Annotated in this window: 14 protein-coding genes; 4 read left to right on the forward strand and 10 right to left on the reverse strand. The window is 41.6% G+C overall.

Annotation, left to right across the window (positions count from 1 at the left end; genetic code table 11):
• Positions 1-73 precede the first annotated feature (73 nt).
• On the forward strand, positions 74-1,078 hold the full coding sequence (locus F3059_RS11680) for an NAD-dependent epimerase/dehydratase family protein (protein ID WP_170265166.1): 1,005 nt from the start codon (positions 74-76) through the stop codon (positions 1,076-1,078).
• Here the strand turns inward: F3059_RS11680 and F3059_RS11685 are convergent.
• Genes F3059_RS11685 through F3059_RS11695 form a run of 3 tightly spaced genes read right to left on the reverse strand, consistent with a single transcriptional unit; the run spans position 1,075 to position 3,532 of the window.
• Positions 1,075-1,470, reverse strand: coding sequence for a DUF4296 domain-containing protein (locus F3059_RS11685; RefSeq protein WP_151169468.1), 396 nt, complete (start codon positions 1,468-1,470; stop codon positions 1,075-1,077). The genes F3059_RS11680 and F3059_RS11685 overlap by 4 nt on opposite strands.
• Positions 1,470-2,801 (reverse strand): dihydroorotase, encoded by a 1,332-nt coding sequence (locus F3059_RS11690; protein WP_189683222.1) that lies wholly within the window; start codon positions 2,799-2,801, stop codon positions 1,470-1,472. Before F3059_RS11690 ends, F3059_RS11685 begins: the two co-directional genes overlap by 1 nt.
• Positions 2,802-2,806: 5 nt before the next feature.
• A complete protein-coding gene (locus tag F3059_RS11695) occupies positions 2,807-3,532 on the reverse strand; it encodes a polyprenol monophosphomannose synthase (protein ID WP_170265167.1) in 726 nt (241 codons plus the stop codon).
• A 197-nt stretch (positions 3,533-3,729) separates the two neighbouring features.
• Here F3059_RS11695 and F3059_RS11700 point away from each other — a divergent pair, with 197 nt between their 5' ends.
• Complete coding sequence (locus F3059_RS11700; RefSeq protein ID WP_151169474.1) at positions 3,730-4,368, forward strand: PorT family protein; 639 nt, start codon at positions 3,730-3,732, stop codon at positions 4,366-4,368.
• Between the two features lie 89 nt (positions 4,369-4,457).
• Here the strand turns inward: F3059_RS11700 and F3059_RS11705 are convergent, their stop codons facing one another.
• Positions 4,458-7,940 carry a M4 family metallopeptidase gene (locus F3059_RS11705; RefSeq protein ID WP_151169476.1) on the reverse strand — a complete coding sequence of 1,161 codons (3,483 nt, stop codon included), beginning with the start codon at positions 7,938-7,940 and terminating at the stop codon, positions 4,458-4,460.
• A gap of 296 nt (positions 7,941-8,236) precedes the next feature.
• Between F3059_RS11705 and F3059_RS11710 the strand changes: the two genes are divergently transcribed.
• Entirely contained in the window at positions 8,237-10,828 is a 2,592-nt protein-coding gene (locus F3059_RS11710; RefSeq protein WP_151169478.1) for a TonB-dependent receptor, read from the forward strand.
• A gap of 42 nt (positions 10,829-10,870) precedes the next feature.
• On the opposite strand, the gene F3059_RS11715 is transcribed toward F3059_RS11710, so the two are convergent.
• The 5 genes from F3059_RS11715 to F3059_RS11735 form a co-directional block, all read right to left on the reverse strand.
• On the reverse strand, positions 10,871-11,539 hold the full coding sequence (locus F3059_RS11715; RefSeq protein ID WP_151169480.1) for an HAD family hydrolase: 669 nt from the start codon (positions 11,537-11,539) through the stop codon (positions 10,871-10,873).
• Between the two features lie 4 nt (positions 11,540-11,543).
• Positions 11,544-12,563, reverse strand: coding sequence for a transaldolase family protein (locus F3059_RS11720; protein ID WP_151169482.1), 1,020 nt, complete (start codon positions 12,561-12,563; stop codon positions 11,544-11,546).
• 61 nt (positions 12,564-12,624) lie between these two features.
• Positions 12,625-13,458 (reverse strand): 3-deoxy-8-phosphooctulonate synthase, encoded by an 834-nt coding sequence (gene kdsA / locus F3059_RS11725; RefSeq protein WP_151169484.1) that lies wholly within the window; start codon positions 13,456-13,458, stop codon positions 12,625-12,627.
• A 248-nt stretch (positions 13,459-13,706) separates the two neighbouring features.
• Positions 13,707-14,453 (reverse strand): 3-deoxy-manno-octulosonate cytidylyltransferase, encoded by a 747-nt coding sequence (kdsB, locus tag F3059_RS11730; protein ID WP_151169486.1) that lies wholly within the window; start codon positions 14,451-14,453, stop codon positions 13,707-13,709.
• A gap of 97 nt (positions 14,454-14,550) precedes the next feature.
• Entirely contained in the window at positions 14,551-15,534 is a 984-nt protein-coding gene (locus F3059_RS11735) for a LuxE/PaaK family acyltransferase (protein WP_223274607.1), read from the reverse strand.
• Between the two features lie 43 nt (positions 15,535-15,577).
• Here F3059_RS11735 and F3059_RS11740 point away from each other — a divergent pair, with 43 nt between their 5' ends.
• A complete protein-coding gene (locus F3059_RS11740; RefSeq protein ID WP_151169490.1) occupies positions 15,578-16,078 on the forward strand; it encodes a hypothetical protein in 501 nt (166 codons plus the stop codon).
• On the opposite strand, the gene F3059_RS11745 is transcribed toward F3059_RS11740, so the two are convergent.
• Complete coding sequence (locus tag F3059_RS11745; RefSeq protein ID WP_151169492.1) at positions 16,057-17,802, reverse strand: Na/Pi cotransporter family protein; 1,746 nt, start codon at positions 17,800-17,802, stop codon at positions 16,057-16,059. The two genes, F3059_RS11740 and F3059_RS11745, sit on opposite strands and share 22 nt — an antisense overlap.
• Between the last annotated feature and the right edge of the window lie 39 nt (positions 17,803-17,841).

Genomic DNA, 17,841 nt, shown 5'->3' on the forward strand with positions numbered 1-17,841 from the left:
GCGTTTCGTTTTGCGGGCCAAAGATAGTCAGATTAACACTTTAAAAAATCAATTCCCTGACTACCTTTGCCACGTGATATTCATTACGGGCGCAACCGGACTTGTAGGCTCTCACTTAGCTTACTTTCTCCTTTCAAGAGGTGAAAAGTTGCGTGCGCTCAAAAGGGAATCGAGTGATACATCAATTCTCGAAAATCATTTCAAGCATTACGGAGGAGATAGCCAACTGTTGAAAAACATCGAATGGGTTGATGGTGATTTATTTGATGTCATCGAGCTGGAAAAACTCGTAAATGGGTGTGATGAGGTTTATCACGCTGCAGCTTATGTGAGTTTTGATCCGGCTGAGAAAAATAAGTTGTACAAGGTCAATATTGAGGGAACAGCTAATTTGGTTAACATCGCGCTTGATGTCGGTGTCAGGAAGTTTGGCTACGTTAGCTCTACGGCTGCAATCGGTTCTGGCCGAAACGGTGACAAAACGGATGAGAACATCAAGTGGAAAGAGGATAAACATACATCTTATTACGCGATTTCAAAACACTACGGAGAGCGTGAAATATGGCGCGGATCTCAGGAAGGTTTAAACGTGGCGATGGTGAATCCATGTATTGTTGTGGGGCCTGGAAACTGGAATACAAGTAGTGCCGCTATGTTTTCTCAGGTTTGGGACGGTCTCAAGTTTTACACAACGGGTTCTAATGCTTTTGTAGATGTTCGCGATGTGGCTCAGGCTCTCATCGAGGTGATGGATGAAGAGCTTTTTGGAAATCGCTATTTGGTTGTGGGGAAAAACATGAAGTATCGCGATTACTTCAATTTGATTGCTGATGCTCTGGATAAGAAACGGCCCTCAGTACAGGCGACTAAAACAATGAGCTCCATCGCGTGGCGACTGGAAAAGGTACGCAGCTTTTTTACGGGGAAAAAGCCGTTGATTACTCGAGAAACGGCTCAATCGGCTAATAGTAATGTGCAGTACAGCAACGAGAAGATTAAAAAGGAATTAGACTTTGAGTTTAACTCAATTGAAAAGGCTGTAAAGGATACTGCTGAACGGTTTTTAAATGAGCACTAATTGTCTTTCTTTTTCTCCTTATTTTTTGCTTTTCTTTTGTCGCGAAGGTTGGCTTCTCGCTGAGAGAGTTCGTTGAGCACTTCATCGTATACATCGGCTAAAATTTTCGGGTGCTCTTCATACCAGGTTAGCGATTGCTTGAATTTTTGCTCATCTATTTCATACTTCTCAAAAATCTTTTGATACATTTTGAGAACGTACTTTTTTCCATCGTAATCATCCTTTGGGAAATTTCCACGCTGGTAAATCGCTTCTGCAATTTGAATATCGGTCAGAATCTGAACCATTTGTTCCTGTTGGATAATATCATTAGGCGGAGTTGCTTTTTCTTCATCTGAGCTGCAGCCAAACGAAATAAGCGAAATAAATGCTATGAATAAAAAGTTGCGCATCAGCGGTCAAATGTTAGGCGTTTACCCAGTTGCTGGTCATGGATATGACCATTGTCCCAGGCGAGGTAGCCGTTCACGAATGTTTTGTCAATGCTGCACTGGAAAGTAGTTCCTTCAAACGGACTCCATCCGCATTTGTAGAGGAGATTGTCTTTTGAAACGGTCAGTGGTTTTTCAGGATCGATCAGAACCAAATCAGCGTAGTAGCCGGGCTTGATGTAACCGCGTTTTTCAATGCTGAACATATCGGCCACATTGTGACTTGTTTTGCGCACAATTTTTTCGAGTGTCAACTTGCCCTGTTTCCAAAACTCAAACAGAGCAGGAAGAGCATGTTGAACGAGAGGTCCGCCCGATGGTGCTTTGAAATACGTGTTGTCTTTTTCTTCAAGCGTATGAGGAGCGTGATCCGTAGCAATTACATCTATTCTATCGTCATTTACAGCCTGCAGAATAGCCTCAGCATCTTCACGTTCTTTTACGGCCGGATTCCATTTGATGTGAGTTCCCTTTTCTTTGTAATCTTCTCGTGAAAACCACATGTGGTGGATGCATGCTTCACTCGTTACATGCTTTTCTTTCATTGGAATATCGTTGCGGAAAAGATCCAGTTCTTCTTTTGAGGAAATATGCAGAATGTGAAGTCGTGTCCCGTATTTGTCAGCCAGGCTCTTGGCGTAAGAAGAAGACTTGTAGCAAGCTTCTCTACTGCGGATATCAGGATGACATTCTATCGGAACGTTTTCTCCGTATTTTGCGCGGTATTTTTTTGCGTTTTCACCAATCATCGGGTCGTTTTCGCAATGCGTGGCAATGAGTGTTTTAACTTCTTCAAATGTTTTCTCCAAAGCTTTTTCATCATCTACAACCATGTCTCCCGTAGAAGAACCCATGAAGATTTTGACACCGCAAATTTTCTTTTGATCGATCTTGAGCAATTCATCGAGGTTTTTGTTCGTGGTGCCCATGTAAAAGGAATAGTTCGCCAGCGAAACCTCATTTGCTCTTTTGTACTTGTCTTCAAGAAGGTCAATCGTTGTGGCCTGTGGGATGGTATTGGGCATTTCCATATAGCTCGTGATTCCGCCAGCTACAGCTGCCCGTGATTCGGTTTTTATTTCAGCTTTGTGCGTGAGTCCCGGTTCTCTGAAATGCACCTGATCGTCAATCATGCCCGGGATCAAAATTTTCCCTGAAGCATCAATCGTTTTGTCAGCCGGTTTGTCAAGTGCCTCGCCAACTTCAATGATGAATTCATCTTCGATAAGCACGTCTCCTACAAATTGCTTATCCTCATTTATGATTGTTGCATTCTTGATGAGTGTGCGCATAACGATCAGTATTTTTTAAACCACGATTTTATTTTCATTTCGATAACTCCAAAGAAAGCTTCTTTGAAAATTCCGGTATTCATTTTAGAAGTTCCTTCCTGGCGGTCAGTGAAAATGATCGGAACCTCTACAATGTTGAAGCCCAACTTCCAGGTTGTGAACTTCATTTCTATTTGAAAGGCGTAACCTTTAAACTTTATCTTGTCGAGATTGATGCGTTGTAATACTTTTTTTGAGTAGCATTTGAAACCGGCCGTGGCATCCTGAATGGGCATTCCGGTTATCATGCGAACATAAACCGATGCAAAGTAACTCATGAGTACTCTGCCCATCGGCCAGTTGACCACGTTGACTCCCGAAACATACCGCGATCCAATAGCCATGTCAGCTCCTTTTGTAGCACAGGCTTCATGTAACCGAACGAGGTCTTCAGGGTTGTGCGAGAAGTCGCAGTCCATTTCGAAAATGTAGTCGTAATCGTTGTCGAGAGCCCATTTAAAGCCGGTGATATAAGCTGTACCCAGACCTAATTTTCCTCTTCGCTCAATGATGTGGAGTTTTTGAGAAAACTCTTTTTGAAGTGTTTTGACGATTTCTCCGGTTCCATCAGGTGAGCCGTCATCAATAATGAGCAAGTCGAACGGAATTTCGAGTGAAAACACGGTTCTGACCATGCGTTCCACATTCTCCTTTTCATTATAGGTTGGAATTATTACAACGTTGTTCGACACGATTAAATCAATTATTGAATGGCGAAATTACTCAACGGATTTTGTATTCGCTATATTTTGTGTTGGATTTAGGGAAAATTAAGAGAATTTAGAGTAGATAGATTAGGTTTTTTTTGAGGTTTGACAATGATGTGCTTTACTCATTTGAATAGTTATTTTTAGTTTAGTTGTTGTATTTACTAGTAAACACCTCTACTATGAATTCAATTAAGATAGCTTGTTTGATATTTTTATTCTCGCCTTCATTCTTATCTGCTCAGAAAGTAGATGACGATACTGTGGATAATGGATCTCCTGCACATCGGGTTATTTTTGGAGGTGGTTTTGGATTGGGAATGTCCTCTGTGCTTAATGAAAATAACTCAGGTATTAGCCCGGAGAAATATTTTGGGCTCAATTTGGGTTATCGCTTGAGTCATAATTTCTATTTGGCAACAGGGTTATTGGTAAGCACAGATCATCGTATTCAATTTGAGCGATCTAATAATTCCTCAGCATATTCAGGGAATACAGCTATTATTCCGCTATCAATAAACTATTCAAAAAATAGTGAGGGTGTTTCCCCTGTTTTTGGCATAGGAGTCTTTTACCGAACTGACCAAATGGGAGACGACTCAGAATTAACGATAGGGAATGAAATGAATGATGATGACATAGTATCGAACTTTGGCTCTCACCTCAAGTTAGGATTGGCTTATACTGACTATTATTCAAATACTTTCTTTCTTAAAGGTGCCAGGTACGGGATAACTTTTAACAGCTATACTGATACTATTAATGATGAGTTGCAGATTACTTCTTCAGTTGTGATGTTTAGAGTTGCTGCACTTTTTTGAAAAATTGCTTTTTTACAGCATTCCTAAAAATAAAAAAAAACCGTACAAAGAAGACTCTGCACGGTTTTGAGTTATTTAGTATCGTGATATTAGTTGATCACAATTCTTTCAATCGCTGTTTTTTGATCACCAGTTGCTTTGAGCAAATAGTAACCGGCAGCTAAATTGGAAACATTAATTGTAGCTCTTGTAGCTGATGTGTTGATCGTTTTCACGAGAGCACCGGTCGATGACAATATCTCGATTTGAACTTTTTCGTTATTCCAACCGCTGAACTCAACATTTAATTCTGAGCGAGCTGGGTTCGGGTAAAGTGTCAATCCTGAGTTTTGAGATAGTTCATTTGTTCCGGTAAGGTTTACAATTACTTCTTCGCGTTCTGAGATACAAGACGGTTCCTGAATCTCCCAGTCGTAGAAGAAGTAGTAGTACCCAAAAGGATTTGAATTAGCTGAACTTCTCTTGATTGACGCTAATCCGGCAACGCTGTAAGGATACTGAACACCACCGTCATTTCTGTATAGTGAAATCGTGTTATTTGTAGAAATACCGAGACGGTAATCAGTTCCCTGTTGAACATCAAAATCGAGCTCAACTCTGTGTTCGCCAGGCTGGATGAAAGTAGTTTCACTCGCCAACAATTGACCGCTTGAATTGCGTAGCTCGATTGTTCTGTTCCCTGCCTGCCCGGCAAATACCTTTACAGTTTTGAGTTCGAAATCAGAAAGTGCATCAAAAACTAAATGCTGGTCATTATTAAAAATATTTCCTGAACCAAACTGGTTGTCAACAGGGCCAACTTTTTCAATCGGTTTTACAATTTCACGTTCAACAAAAAATGAAGTAGAACTAGAAAGAGGAGCTGAGGTAAACGTATTTCCGGTATCCAACAGATTACCTCCCCAAATATTGTCAAACCAATAAATGATTCCGCTATCGCTAGTGGTCAGAACCGCAGAGTCACCCGGTCCCGGGTTGTTAGTCAACATGACCTGTGGAGCTGATGGTTTTGTAATTGTAACGTGAGATGATTTTACAACGCTGTCAGTTCCGTGGCTATTTGTAGCTGTTAGGGTAACATCAAAATCACCATTTTGCGTGTAAGTGTGAGTTGGGTTCTGATCAGTAGACGTGTTTCCATCACCAAAATCCCATGTCCAGCCAGTTGGGCCATTGGCAGATTCATCGCTGAAGGAATATGTTCCGCGACAATCGCTAACGGCTGAAGCAGTAAAGTCTGCAGCGGGAGGAACATCAGGGTAAGTACAGTTCCATGTGATATCAAACCCGGCATTTTCTACACCACCATCAGAAAAGAAGTGAAGAGTAACAGCATTGGTTTGAGAAGTGATTACTCCTGGTATTCCGGTCGTGTTACAATACTTGCCAATCAAAGTGCCGTTAGTGCTTTGTCCTTCATAAATTGCGAGATAGTCATAGTCGCATGTTGATCCAGATCCTGCTTCAACATCAAAACTGTTGATGTAAAGCGTAACACTGCTTGCGCCACCTGATGGAGCAATTGTGAGAAAACTTGATTCACCACTTCCGTAGTTGCCCTGTTCACCACCAGAATCAAATACGCGACCTGTACAACTTGTTTGATCTTCACCTGGACCTAATGAAGGCATCGTAACTACACAAGGCTCATTTGGACCAATGTTTATGTAGCTGGATTTCACTACCGAATCTGCACCGCAGCTACCGCCATCTACAATTAGTTGAACATCGTAGTTTCCATTATTGGCATAAGTGTGAGATGGATTGAGTTGTGTGCTCGAATTTCCATCACCAAAGTCCCACGTGAAATTGAGTCCATTGATGCTGTTGTTTGTAAAAGATACTTCAAGTGGTGCTGTACAATTCGATGTTAAACTTGCAGAAAAATCACTTACAACATTAGGAGTGTAAGCCGGGCCTACACCAACTGCATGCCATGCATTTGTCACTGATTCTACCTCAGGGCTACAAGCTCCAAATAAGTCAACTGCAGATTTAATCGAGTAAAAACGAGCTTCGTCATAATCAGATGATGGGCCTAAATAAGTGACTAAGTTTCTAAAAGCGATTTCAGCAGCAGAAGTAAGTCCAAGAGCTGTTACATTGTAACTTTCATTATTGTCATTTGTGTCGCTTCCACCATTTACAAGTAAATAAAACCAGTAATTCTGGACGCCACTATTAATATGAACACCACCATTGTCAAAAGCTCCAAACTCCCAGTTATTTCCCTGGTAAGTGTCGGGGTCTCCGTATTGATTAGGATCTGACATACTGCGAAGAGTAACGCCAATATCTTCACCAATGAGCCAGTTGTTGTTATTAGGGCGAGCCCATATTTCCACTGCAGCTCCAAAAATATCAGAGAATGATTCGTTTAATGCTCCAGATTCGTATGAGTAAATGAGATCAGCTGTTCTGCTCGTTAAGCCGTGTGTGATTTCGTGGCTCGTGATATCGAGAGCTGTAAAAGGTGTTGTTTGGTTTCCTCCGTCACCATACGTCATGCGTTGGCCGTCCCAAAAAGCATTCCCGAAGTTATTGTCATAATGAACGTAGCTATTAAGAGCAAAACCATTACCGTCAATTGAGTTTCGGTTGTGTTGGCTGAGGAAATAATCATAAGTCATTTCGGCACCCCAGTGCGCATCTGTTGCTACTTCATCCTGATTAGCGTTTACGTTGTCCCAGTAATTGTCGCCATCGGTAAAGTCTACAGCATTTCCATAACTGGTTCCGTTTTGCATGTTGAAAGTGTTGATTCCGTTTCCGCGCCCACTTTCTCTCAATCTGAACAAATTTGGAGAAATACTGTCTGCTACAATTGTGCGTGTTCCGCTGTATTTCGTTTCGGCTGTTCCATGCGAGTCAGAGTGGTGAATCTTATCGTTAGTGAAAATGATTTCACCTGATTGTGCATCCACAAAGTATTCTTTTCTTGAAAGTGGTTCCTGAGCGTAGATGTTGAACTTCCATGCTAATTTGTGGTCAGCATCAATTCTAGCATCGGGCTGTACGTAACACAATTCACCTTCAGGGTAAAAAGTAGCTGATGGATTACCTGTTTCAGTTTTGAGCAATTGCTCCTCAGCAGGTATTTCCCATTTGTAAGTTTGAGCATTAATACTGTTAAGCGCATTGGTCAGAGCCGTGCTTTCAGTAATTCCAGCCTGTGTTGAAGATGGAGAAGAAAGATTGAAATTTCCATTTACCGAAGTTACTTTTCCATTTTCAATGTGGGCAATGATTCGGTTAAACGAAACAGGAATTCCGTTGTAAGTCAATTGATAAGTAACGTGAGCTTGTCTCAGCTTATCGGTTCTTTTGTTGATCTCTTTCAGTCCAAATCCACTATCTTTTGTGAATTGCTTCAACCAGTTTGATAATTCGTTTGGGTTGAGCTCCTCGCCCGGAGCAAATTTCACATATTCCGGTGTGTTGATTTTATCCTGCATCCATACTTCAGCAGCACCGTTTACAAGATTTTTGGCTTGTTGTCCTGTCACACTTTGTCCTATTCCTACACCAATACCGACTACAGCAAAAGCTGTCAACACTAGCAATTTCTTCATAATCAAAAGTCAATAAATGTTAAAAATATAAGTGTGTGAAATTAAGGAAAAAATTCATTGCAAGTGATAAACTTCTCCAATTCCACTCATGGCTATACGATAAATCTCAATACCTTTGCGCCATCTCATGGGGTGTCCGTTGCTACGGGCTGAGATTATACCCAGGTCTTTCTAAAGACAAAACCTGATCCAGGTAATGCTGGCGTAGGTAAAAACGTAGTGGGTAACTACATATTATTAAACAATTATTAACCAGAGGAAAACCGCCCCAGTTTTCTGTCTAAAACATTTATGTTATGAAAAGACAAGGACTGCTCTTTGTTTGCCTTTGGTTGATGGTGATGACTGCCATGGCACAAAATGTCACATTAAAAGGAAAAGTGCTCAGTTCACTTGACGAACCGCTCCCCGGAGCTACGGTCCTCATTGAGGGGACTTACCGCGGGACATCCACTGATGAAAAAGGTGAGTTTTCGTTTGAGGGCTTATCGGAAAAAGAGTACGAACTCAAGATTTCTTACATCGGGTATGCTACTAAAAAAGTTACAGTTGATTTAGCTGCTAACGGTCAGAGCCCGGTTGAAGTCACGTTGAAACGCAAAGCCATGGAGGCACGAGAAGTAACGATTGAGGCTACGCGTGCTACGGAGGAAACGCCTATTGCTTTCGAGAACATTTCTGAGGAGGAAATTGAAAATCGAAATTTTGGGCAGGATATTCCTTATATCCTGGACATGTCAACATCAGTAACCACAACGAGTGATGCCGGTGCTGGAGTTGGATACACAGGAATGCGAATCCGAGGATCTGACAATACTCGTGTGAATGTTACAATCAATGGAATTCCTTACAATGATGCTGAGTCGCACGGAACATTTTGGGTCAACATGCCTGATCTCGCTTCATCCGCTGATAACATTCAAATCCAGCGTGGAGTTGGAACATCGACAAACGGTGCCGGAGCTTTTGGCGGAACGATGAAAATCAACACGCTAGAATTAGAGCCTGAGGCTTATGGAAAATACACTGGAAGTTATGGTTCTTTCAATACGATGCGTCACACAGTAGAATTCGGTTCGGGTCTAACTAAAAATAACTTTGCTTTTGATGGTCGGTTATCTACGATTCAGAGTGACGGCTACATTGACAGAGCGAGTTCTGATCTCAAGTCGTACTACTTTAGTGGAGGCTACTATGGCGAAAAAACAACGCTTAAGTTTTTGACATTTGGTGGTAAGGAGCGCACTTACCAGGCGTGGAACGGTGTTCCTCCGCAATTGCTCGATGAAAACCGCACATTTAATTCATACACTTATCCTGATGAGGTTGATAACTACGAGCAAACGCATTATCAATTGCACTGGCTACAGGATATTAGTAAGTCACTTTCGTTCACGGCTTCATTGCATTACACGAAAGGACAGGGTTATTTTGAGCAATATAAGGGTGAAGGTTACAACTATTACCTGAATTTTGACTCTAAAGAGTCGTTCAGTGACTATGGACTTGAGCCAATTAATTTGGGTACTGATACATTTGGACTGGGTAATGATGAGCCATTCCTAAATCCTGATGCATCAGCAAATTATGATACAACTGTTGTAAACGGAGATTCAATGGTTGTTCGTGATTCAGAGATTAACGAAACAAACCTTATTCAGCGCAGGTGGTTGGATAATGATTTTTACGGAATTGTTTACTCACTCCAATATCATAAAGGAAACTTCGATTTCACACTTGGTGGTGGAGCCAATGAATATGTTGGTGATCACTACGGAGAAATTATTTGGGCTGAGTATTCGAGCGGTAGTGAAATCTATGATCTCTATTACGATAACACAGCTACAAAAACGGATTGGAACGTTTACGGTAAAGCGAACTACCGTTTGAATGATTTTAACTTTTTTGGAGATTTACAATTGCGCCAAATTGGATATGAGGCTAACGGAGTTGATAACGATGGTCGCCTAATCGATGTGGATGAAACGCTCACTTTCTTCAATCCTAAGGGAGGTTTTACATGGAACATGAGTGATAAGTCTAAACTTTACGGATCGGTATCGGTGGCTCATCGTGAGCCAACACGTAATGATTACCTCGATGCTCCTGATGGAGTAAAGCCAAAGCCTGAAGAACTCATCGACTACGAGTTTGGATACAAGCGAGCTACTCAACGCTACTCATTTGGAGCTAATCTCTATTTCATGGATTACAATGATCAGCTCGTGCTTACTGGTGATGTAAACGATGTGGGATCACCTGTTCGTATGAATGTGCCAGAAAGCTACAGGGCAGGTATTGAATTGACTTTTGGCTGGCAAATCACAAAACGCCTCGATTGGCAGGGTAATGCTACGTTCAGTCAAAACAAGATCAGCAGCTACACAGAAAAAGTTGATGATTGGGTAAATGGTGGTCAAATTGAAATTGAGCGCGAGAATACTGATATTGCTTTTTCTCCAAACACAATTGCTGCTACTCAACTTTCATATACGGTTCCTACAAATTTCACCGGTCTTGACGATCGGTTGAAAATTACCGGATTTGGAAAGTATGTTGGTGAACAACACTTTGATAATACCGGATCTGACCAACGCGTTCTCGATGCTTATTTGACGAATGATATTCAGCTTTCTTACGGAATCAAGAATTCATTTGTAAGGCATTTAGAAGTCGCTTTCCAGGTGCGTAATGTGCTTGATGTTGACTATATCACGAACGCATGGGTTTACCGTTTTGCGAGCAGTAACCCTGGGTATGTAGATTCATCTGATCCTTACGTGACTAAGGAAAGAACGAATGATGCGAGCGATCCTTATTACCGCTACACAGGTTTATTCCCGCAAGCTGGCCGTAACTATATGGCTACGCTCAGGATTAAGTTTTAAGAGTTAAAATTAGGGGTGCGAAAAGGGGGTGTTTTTAAGGATTCACTCCCTTTTTGTTTTTATAGCGTTTCGTTTTTTGATGTATGCGCTGTAGTCATCATCAAAAGCCACGCGTTTATCAACTGTTTCGTCAAATAGCTGGAGATTTGACAACACAACTTCACTCACCTCTCGCACACAATGTTGACCACTTTCAGATCCGGTTATGTAGTCAGCGAGTTGTTTGCGCTTGCAGTAATCGATCAGTAGAGGATTTGCAGATTTACGCACCAGAAATCTGGCACCGCTTTCTTTAGCGAGAGATAAGTCGAGGATGTCGTCAAACACGAAAAGCACCTCATTTGGTTTGATGTCGTGTTCTGACTGTAAATAATCGAGCGCCTCAACCTTGTTTTTCATTCCGCTAATGGTCAGATCCAGGTGTTCCCGCTCAGCCCAGTGAATAGCAGTAGGGTTATTTTCGCCTGAAATAATTGCCGTAAACGGAATTTTTTTGTTGAGCAAATAATAGCCAAAACGCATCATGTTGACACCCATCGAATCGGTCTCAGAGAATGAGCTGCTGCGCGATTCATCTTTGTAGCCTGAATGGAATACTCCGTCCCAGTCAAAGATGAGGGCTTTCACGTCTTTTAATTTTTGGCGCAACAAAAAAGGCGAAGAGATAAACTCCCCGCCTTTTGATTCAAAAATATGTTGAATATCCTGCATCGGATTAGCTATTCATTTTTACGATATCCTGAACATCGAGCATACCAACAACTTTATCGTTTTTGGTGACTACCAGTTCATCGATTTTCTTTTCAGTAAAGATCGACTGGGCATCGATGAGCAATGATTCTGCATCCACAGAAAGCGGTTTTGAAAGATTGAGCTCGCTCATTCTTTTGTTTACTGCACTTGCACCTTCTGTTTCGATTAATCTGCGGAGGTCGCCATCAGTAAAAATACCGATTGCTTCCTGTTTGTCGTTGACAACGCTCACTGCTCCAAACCCACCTGATGTCATTTTAACTGTACAATCAGTAACTGAAGCACCTTCTTCAACCATTGGGTTGTGATCGTTCATGATGTCCTTCACGCGAACAGTCATGAGGCGAGTGTGCTCAAAGAACTGGCGTGTACCAATTTCAGTAAAGTGGTTTTCAGTGAGTTGCTTCATCACTTTCCATGGAACTGTAATTGTGTGTACGCCAACGTTAATAGCGTTGCGAACGTGCTCAACGTGACGAACAGATGAGAACATGATTTTTGTGTTGTAGCCGTAATAATTTACTGCATCAACACATTGTTCTACCAATGATAGAGCGTCAGTTCCCTGATCCTGTAAACGACCAACGAGTGGACAAACGTAAGTTGCACCTGCCTGCATCGCCATGTAAGCTTGTTGTAGCGTGTACACCAGGTGAATGTTTACTTTGAATCCCTGATCAGTCAATTCTTTACAGGCTTTTACACCTTCCATTGAAATAGGAATTTTGTAAACTGTTGTTTCACGATCGAGTCCCAGTTTTTCCTGGCGTTTTGCTTCAGCTACTATTTCTTCAGCAGTTTCGCCAAGTGCTTCAATTTGAAGTACAGGAACAATTTTAGAAAGCTCAACGATTGTACCGTCAATATCAGTGATACCGTGACGGTGCATGAAAGTTGGTGTAGTTGTTAGTCCACTTAAAAAGCCGAGTTTAAAAGCGTGTTTGATTTCGTTTATATCGGCAGAATCGAGATATAATTCCATGGTTTAAATTTCTTTTTTCCTTCTTATCAGACCACAAAGATGTGGTTTTCTTATGAATTAATTATTTGCGGTATTTTAATTCAACTTCATGTAATTCGATGAGTGGCTTGAGGAATTCCTCGAGCTGGTCCATATCGAGCTGACTGGCAGCATCGCAAAGAGCATCACTAGGGCACGGATGTGTTTCCACAAAGATGCCGTCAACTCCGGCTGCGACTCCGGCTCTGCCCAAAACGGGTAGGTATTGGCGTGCTCCACCGCTAGGATCTGAACTTGGAATACCGTATTTACGAATGGCGTGTGTGATATCAAAAACTACAGGATATCCGATTTTGCCCATGTCGTAAAAACTCCTGGGATCGATTACGAGGTCGTTGTAGCCAAATGTGTAACCACGCTCTGTTAAGATAATGTTTTTATTTCCAGTCGATTCAATTTTAGCAGTTGGCTTTGCCATGTTTTCAGGAGCCAAAAACTGACCGTGTTTCAGATTCACGGTTTTACCTGTTTTAGCTGCTTCAACTACGAGTGTTGTTTGCATGCAAAGGTATGCCGGAATTTGAAGTACGTCAACAACATCAGCGGCAGGTTTTGCCTGATCAGGATAGTGGATGTCTGTCAAAAGCGGAAAGCCGAACTCTTTTTTGATTTTTTCCAGTATGCGGAGTCCTTCATCCATTCCCGGCCCCATGTAATAATCGACAGAGCTGCGGTTGTCTTTTTGGAATGAAGATTTGTAGATTACCGGAATATCGAGCTTTTCAGTGACTTCCTTGATTTTTTCGGCTGTGCGCATCATCGTGCTTTCTTCTTCTATCACGCACGGGCCAGATATGAGAAACAATTTGTCATCTCCGGCTGTGATGTCGCCAACCTGAACTTTGAACTTACTCATTCGAACTTAAATTTGCGCAAAAATAGGTATTTGGATGAAGTTAGTAGTGTTTTATCGGTAGCTCTTATTTGGTTGAGGGATGAACAATTATTGTAAAATTGAATATGTTTTTTCAGAGCCTTAAAGTTAGCATCTCAATTGTTCCGTGGGTGGAACAGTAAAGGCGAAAAATCGTTTCGTTCACAAAACGATTTAGTGCTTAAAGGAGTGTTTATGAGCAAAAGGCTAATAAACGCGTAATATGATTCCTATTTCATCATTTTCCTCACCCGTTCCAAATCATCAACTGTATCCACTGAAATACTGTCGTGACTGGTGAAGCCTAGTTTGATTTTACCGCCATTTTCTAACCAACGATTTTGTTCCAGGCTCTCCATTTTTTCCAGTCCTGATGGCGGTAAACTTGCAAACTCTTCAAGTGTCTCAATAGTGTAAGCATAAAAGCCCAGATGTTTGTATATCGTGGTTTTTTTGAGCCATTTTGTTTTGTCAACGCCTCTAATGTGTGGTATTACAGATCTTGAAAAGTAGAGTGCAAAATAATTTTTATCGAATGTGACAAAAACTTCGCTTTCGTTAAAGAGGTCATCTAAACGAACAACGGGTGTGATGAGCGTTGCGAGTTTTGTTTTGGGATCTTTAAAACACTTTTTGAGCGATGTGAGGTTTTCTTTAGCTAAAAGGGGTTCATCGCCCTGGATATTGATGACCACATCGTATTCCGTTTCGTTTTCTTTCTGGATTTTTTGGTAAGCTTCTAAGCACCGATTTGTACCAGTAGAGTGGTTTTTGCTGGTCATGATTACTTTCCCGCCAAATGACTCAACTGTTTCAAAAATGCGTTTGTCATCTGTTGCCACGCAAACAGTTTCGAGAGCTTTTTGAGCTCGTTCGTAAACGTGCTGAATCATCGGCTTGCCGTTGATATCGGCAAGTGGTTTTCCTTCTAAACGTGTTGATCCGTAACGAGCCGGTATAATTCCGAGAAAGTTCATGCTTGATGTTTTTCAGTTATCACTCAAAACAAGCAATTTTTTTCAATAAATGGACCGATATTCAAGATTATTGTGAAGATTGGCTCTGATCGTGAAACTACTGAACTAATAGATTACAGCCTCTTATGTCGCTGTTGTCAAATCGGCCTACGACTTCAAAGCTGCCATCATCATGTAGCTTTCCCAAATCCTGGGTAGCGATAAAACTACATGAGTATCGATTGGCCAAATCGATGATGTTGAGTCCGCCAGTGCTGTCATTTTCGATGTAACAAAACGGGTCATTTGTATCTCTAATCAAAACTTTCATCCAGGGCGGAGCCTGAAAAATATTGTGACCGCTCGAATAGGCCTGAGAAAGCAACTCTGTCATGCCGTATTCGCTGTGAATAGATTCAACTCCAAAACCTTTTTGCAGAATTCTGTGCAGCTCTTCCTTCACCATCTCTTTTCGTTTTCCCTTCATGCCTCCGGTTTCCATCACGGTTGTATGGTTGAGATCTAGCGAATATTTCTCAACAAAATCCAGCAATGCGTAACTGACTCCAATGAGTAGAGTTGGCTGTTTTTTATCTTCGAGTTTGAGGAGTTGGTCACGCAATGCCTCGTGGTCATAGAGGTAATACCCGCTTTCCTGAATTCGGCTCTGACCAATAAGGTCATCAACCATGTAAATCAATGAAGAGCCTTCTCGTTCCAGATAACTCGGCAGCAATCCCAGGATAGCCAGCTCTTCAGGCTTGCCGTAGAATTGCCTAAAGGCGCGGTTAAAAGATTCCCTGTAAGTCTTTAATTTATGAATTTTGTGTTGGCTACGGTCAGATCCGGTGGTTCCGCTACTCGAAAACACAACCTCAGGCTTTGGGTATTGCTGAGGGTAAACTGACTGCGTTTTGAAAAAAGAAATGGGCAAAAACGGGATATCAGAAAAGTGCTCAATTGAGTTGGGGTCAATCTTTAAAGTATCAACAAACTCGCGATAGATAGCGACATTGTCGTATTGAAAACGAAACGTTTTAAGGGCAACATTATTGAATTGTTGCTCGTTACGGATAGACCATATTTCTGCAGTTTCAGGCAATTGTAATTTGATTCGTTTGAGCGCTTATTGTAACTTCGTAAACATGAAAAACCTTGCAAAGGTAATTACCGCAATTGTATTGATGTACACAGCATGGTCTTGTGAACCTGAAACTTGTTCAGATCCGGTTCCTTCCATGAAGTACAAATCATTTAGGCCAATCTCAGCCGATTCATTTGAATTGGTTTATGAATTCAAAGATTGCGATGGTAACATAGGACTGGAGCAAGGTGAAACACAACCTCCTTACGATTCTTCAAGTAAATATTATTACAACCTATTGATCGACCTTTATTATTTAGAAAATGGAGAGTGGTTGAAATACGAATATCCTGAAGGCTCTCCAGGTCTAAACGACCGAATTAGCCGATTAAAGGAAGATGATGGCGATGCATTGCTCGAAGGTGAAATAATCAAAAAGATCGATGAAACAGCCTTCAATCCTTCGCTCGATACAGTGAAGTTTAGCGCTATATTGGTTGACAGGGATCTGAATGAAAGTAACGCTGCCGAGAGCGATGTTTATGTTCTCGAATTAGATTGAGCCTGTTGCTCTGCCATTTTGTTGTACATCGCTTCAGTTACATTGGTGACGTTTTCTGTGATCTTTTCACACGCATTGAACAAATCGTTGTAGACTAATCCGCTGTGGATGTTGTAATCTCCAAGTTCTACACTCTTGAAGTGACTTTTCCTTATCTCTTCTTTGCGCTGCATGATTTTGCGTTTGATCTCTTTGGCACGCGCAATGTTTTCATCTGTTACATCGTCTTTTAAATTGTTGTTCATTACCTCAAACGCTTCCCTCAGCATTTCCAGCATTTCCTGGATATTTGAACGCTGCTCAGGGGTAAACCAAATACGATCTTCAATTTTCTTTTCCATTGTGATCGTCATTTGGAAAAATAAATCGCCAATTCGTTCGAGCTCACTGCTTATGCGCAACATGCTGCGAACTCTCTCTGATGTTTGAGAAGTTAACTCACCGCGAGAAACTTTCATCAAATAATCAGCAATTTCTAGCTCAATGCGATCAGTGATGTTTTCGTATTTCTTGAGTTTGCGGATTCGCTTATCTGTTATTTTGCGCTCTTTGCTATTGAATAGTTCAGTGAAGTAGTTGAGCATTTTTTCTGTCAACCATCCAAATTTAGCCATTTCCTTTTTGGCTTCGAGAAGCGATAATTCTGGCGTTCCCATTGGTCCGCGATCGATGAATTCAAGTGTGTATTCTTTATCGATCTTACCCTGAGATGGAAGTAAGCGAACAACCAGATTCACGACAATGTCAGTAAACCAAACGAAAATGAACGTATTGGCGAGGTTGAAAGCAATGTGGAAAAATGCTACTCCCCAGTTGACAGCGTATTGATATTGTTCTGAAGCCGGGTTGACATCGAGCGGACTGTAACCGATAACCCAATTAGTAAATGTTGCTATTCCATCAATAAAAAACGGAAAGGCGAGGAGCATCCAGACAACTCCAAACACATTAAAAATCGAGTGAGCACGAGCAGCTCTTTTGGCATGAACATTCCCGATGTTAGCCGCGAGGTTTGCTGTAACAGTTGTCCCGATGTTTTCACCCAACACCATGGCTGCAGCCTGTTCAAAATCGATGAATCCATTTGCTGCAAGCGTCAGGGTTATAACCAGCGAAGCGGATGAAGACTGAATGACAACAGTAAACAGCGCTCCAATCGTAACAAAAATCAGGAATAGCAAAAAGCTGTTGATTTGAACAGATGCTATGAGTTCAGCTATTTCAGGAAATTCATTGATCGTTGGAATATTCGCTTTGATCAAAACCAGCCCTAAAATGAAAAGTCCAAAACCAACGAAAAACTCGCCCAGGGATCTGATCGTGGAACTATTAGCAAAAAGTAATGGGAATGCTATCGCTAGCATAGGTAAACCCCAAATCGTGACATTGAATGGAGAAAAACCGATGAGAGTAATGAGCACAGCGGTTGAAGTAGTTCCAATGTTTGCTCCCATGATGACATTAATAGCCTGCTTCAGTTTCATGATGCCGGCATTGACAAAACTCACCATCATCACTGTGGTGGCAGATGAGGATTGAACGATGACCGTTGTGAGAAAACCGTTGGCAATTCCGCCAGCTGTACTTTGGGTTAAATCAGAGAGGAGATGGCGAATCCAGGGTCCGGCAACGCGCTGGATGCCTTCACTCATGGTTTTCATCCCGTAAACAAACAGCCCCAGAGCACCAAGAGCAGTAACTATATTGAGTAAATCAAATGTCATATGAGCATTATTGAAATGCGAAATTATAATCCTTCCCCG

Origin of the sequence: Salibacter halophilus (assembly GCF_008806325.1) — a bacterium.
GTDB lineage: Bacteria > Bacteroidota > Bacteroidia > Flavobacteriales_G > Salibacteraceae > Salibacter > Salibacter halophilus.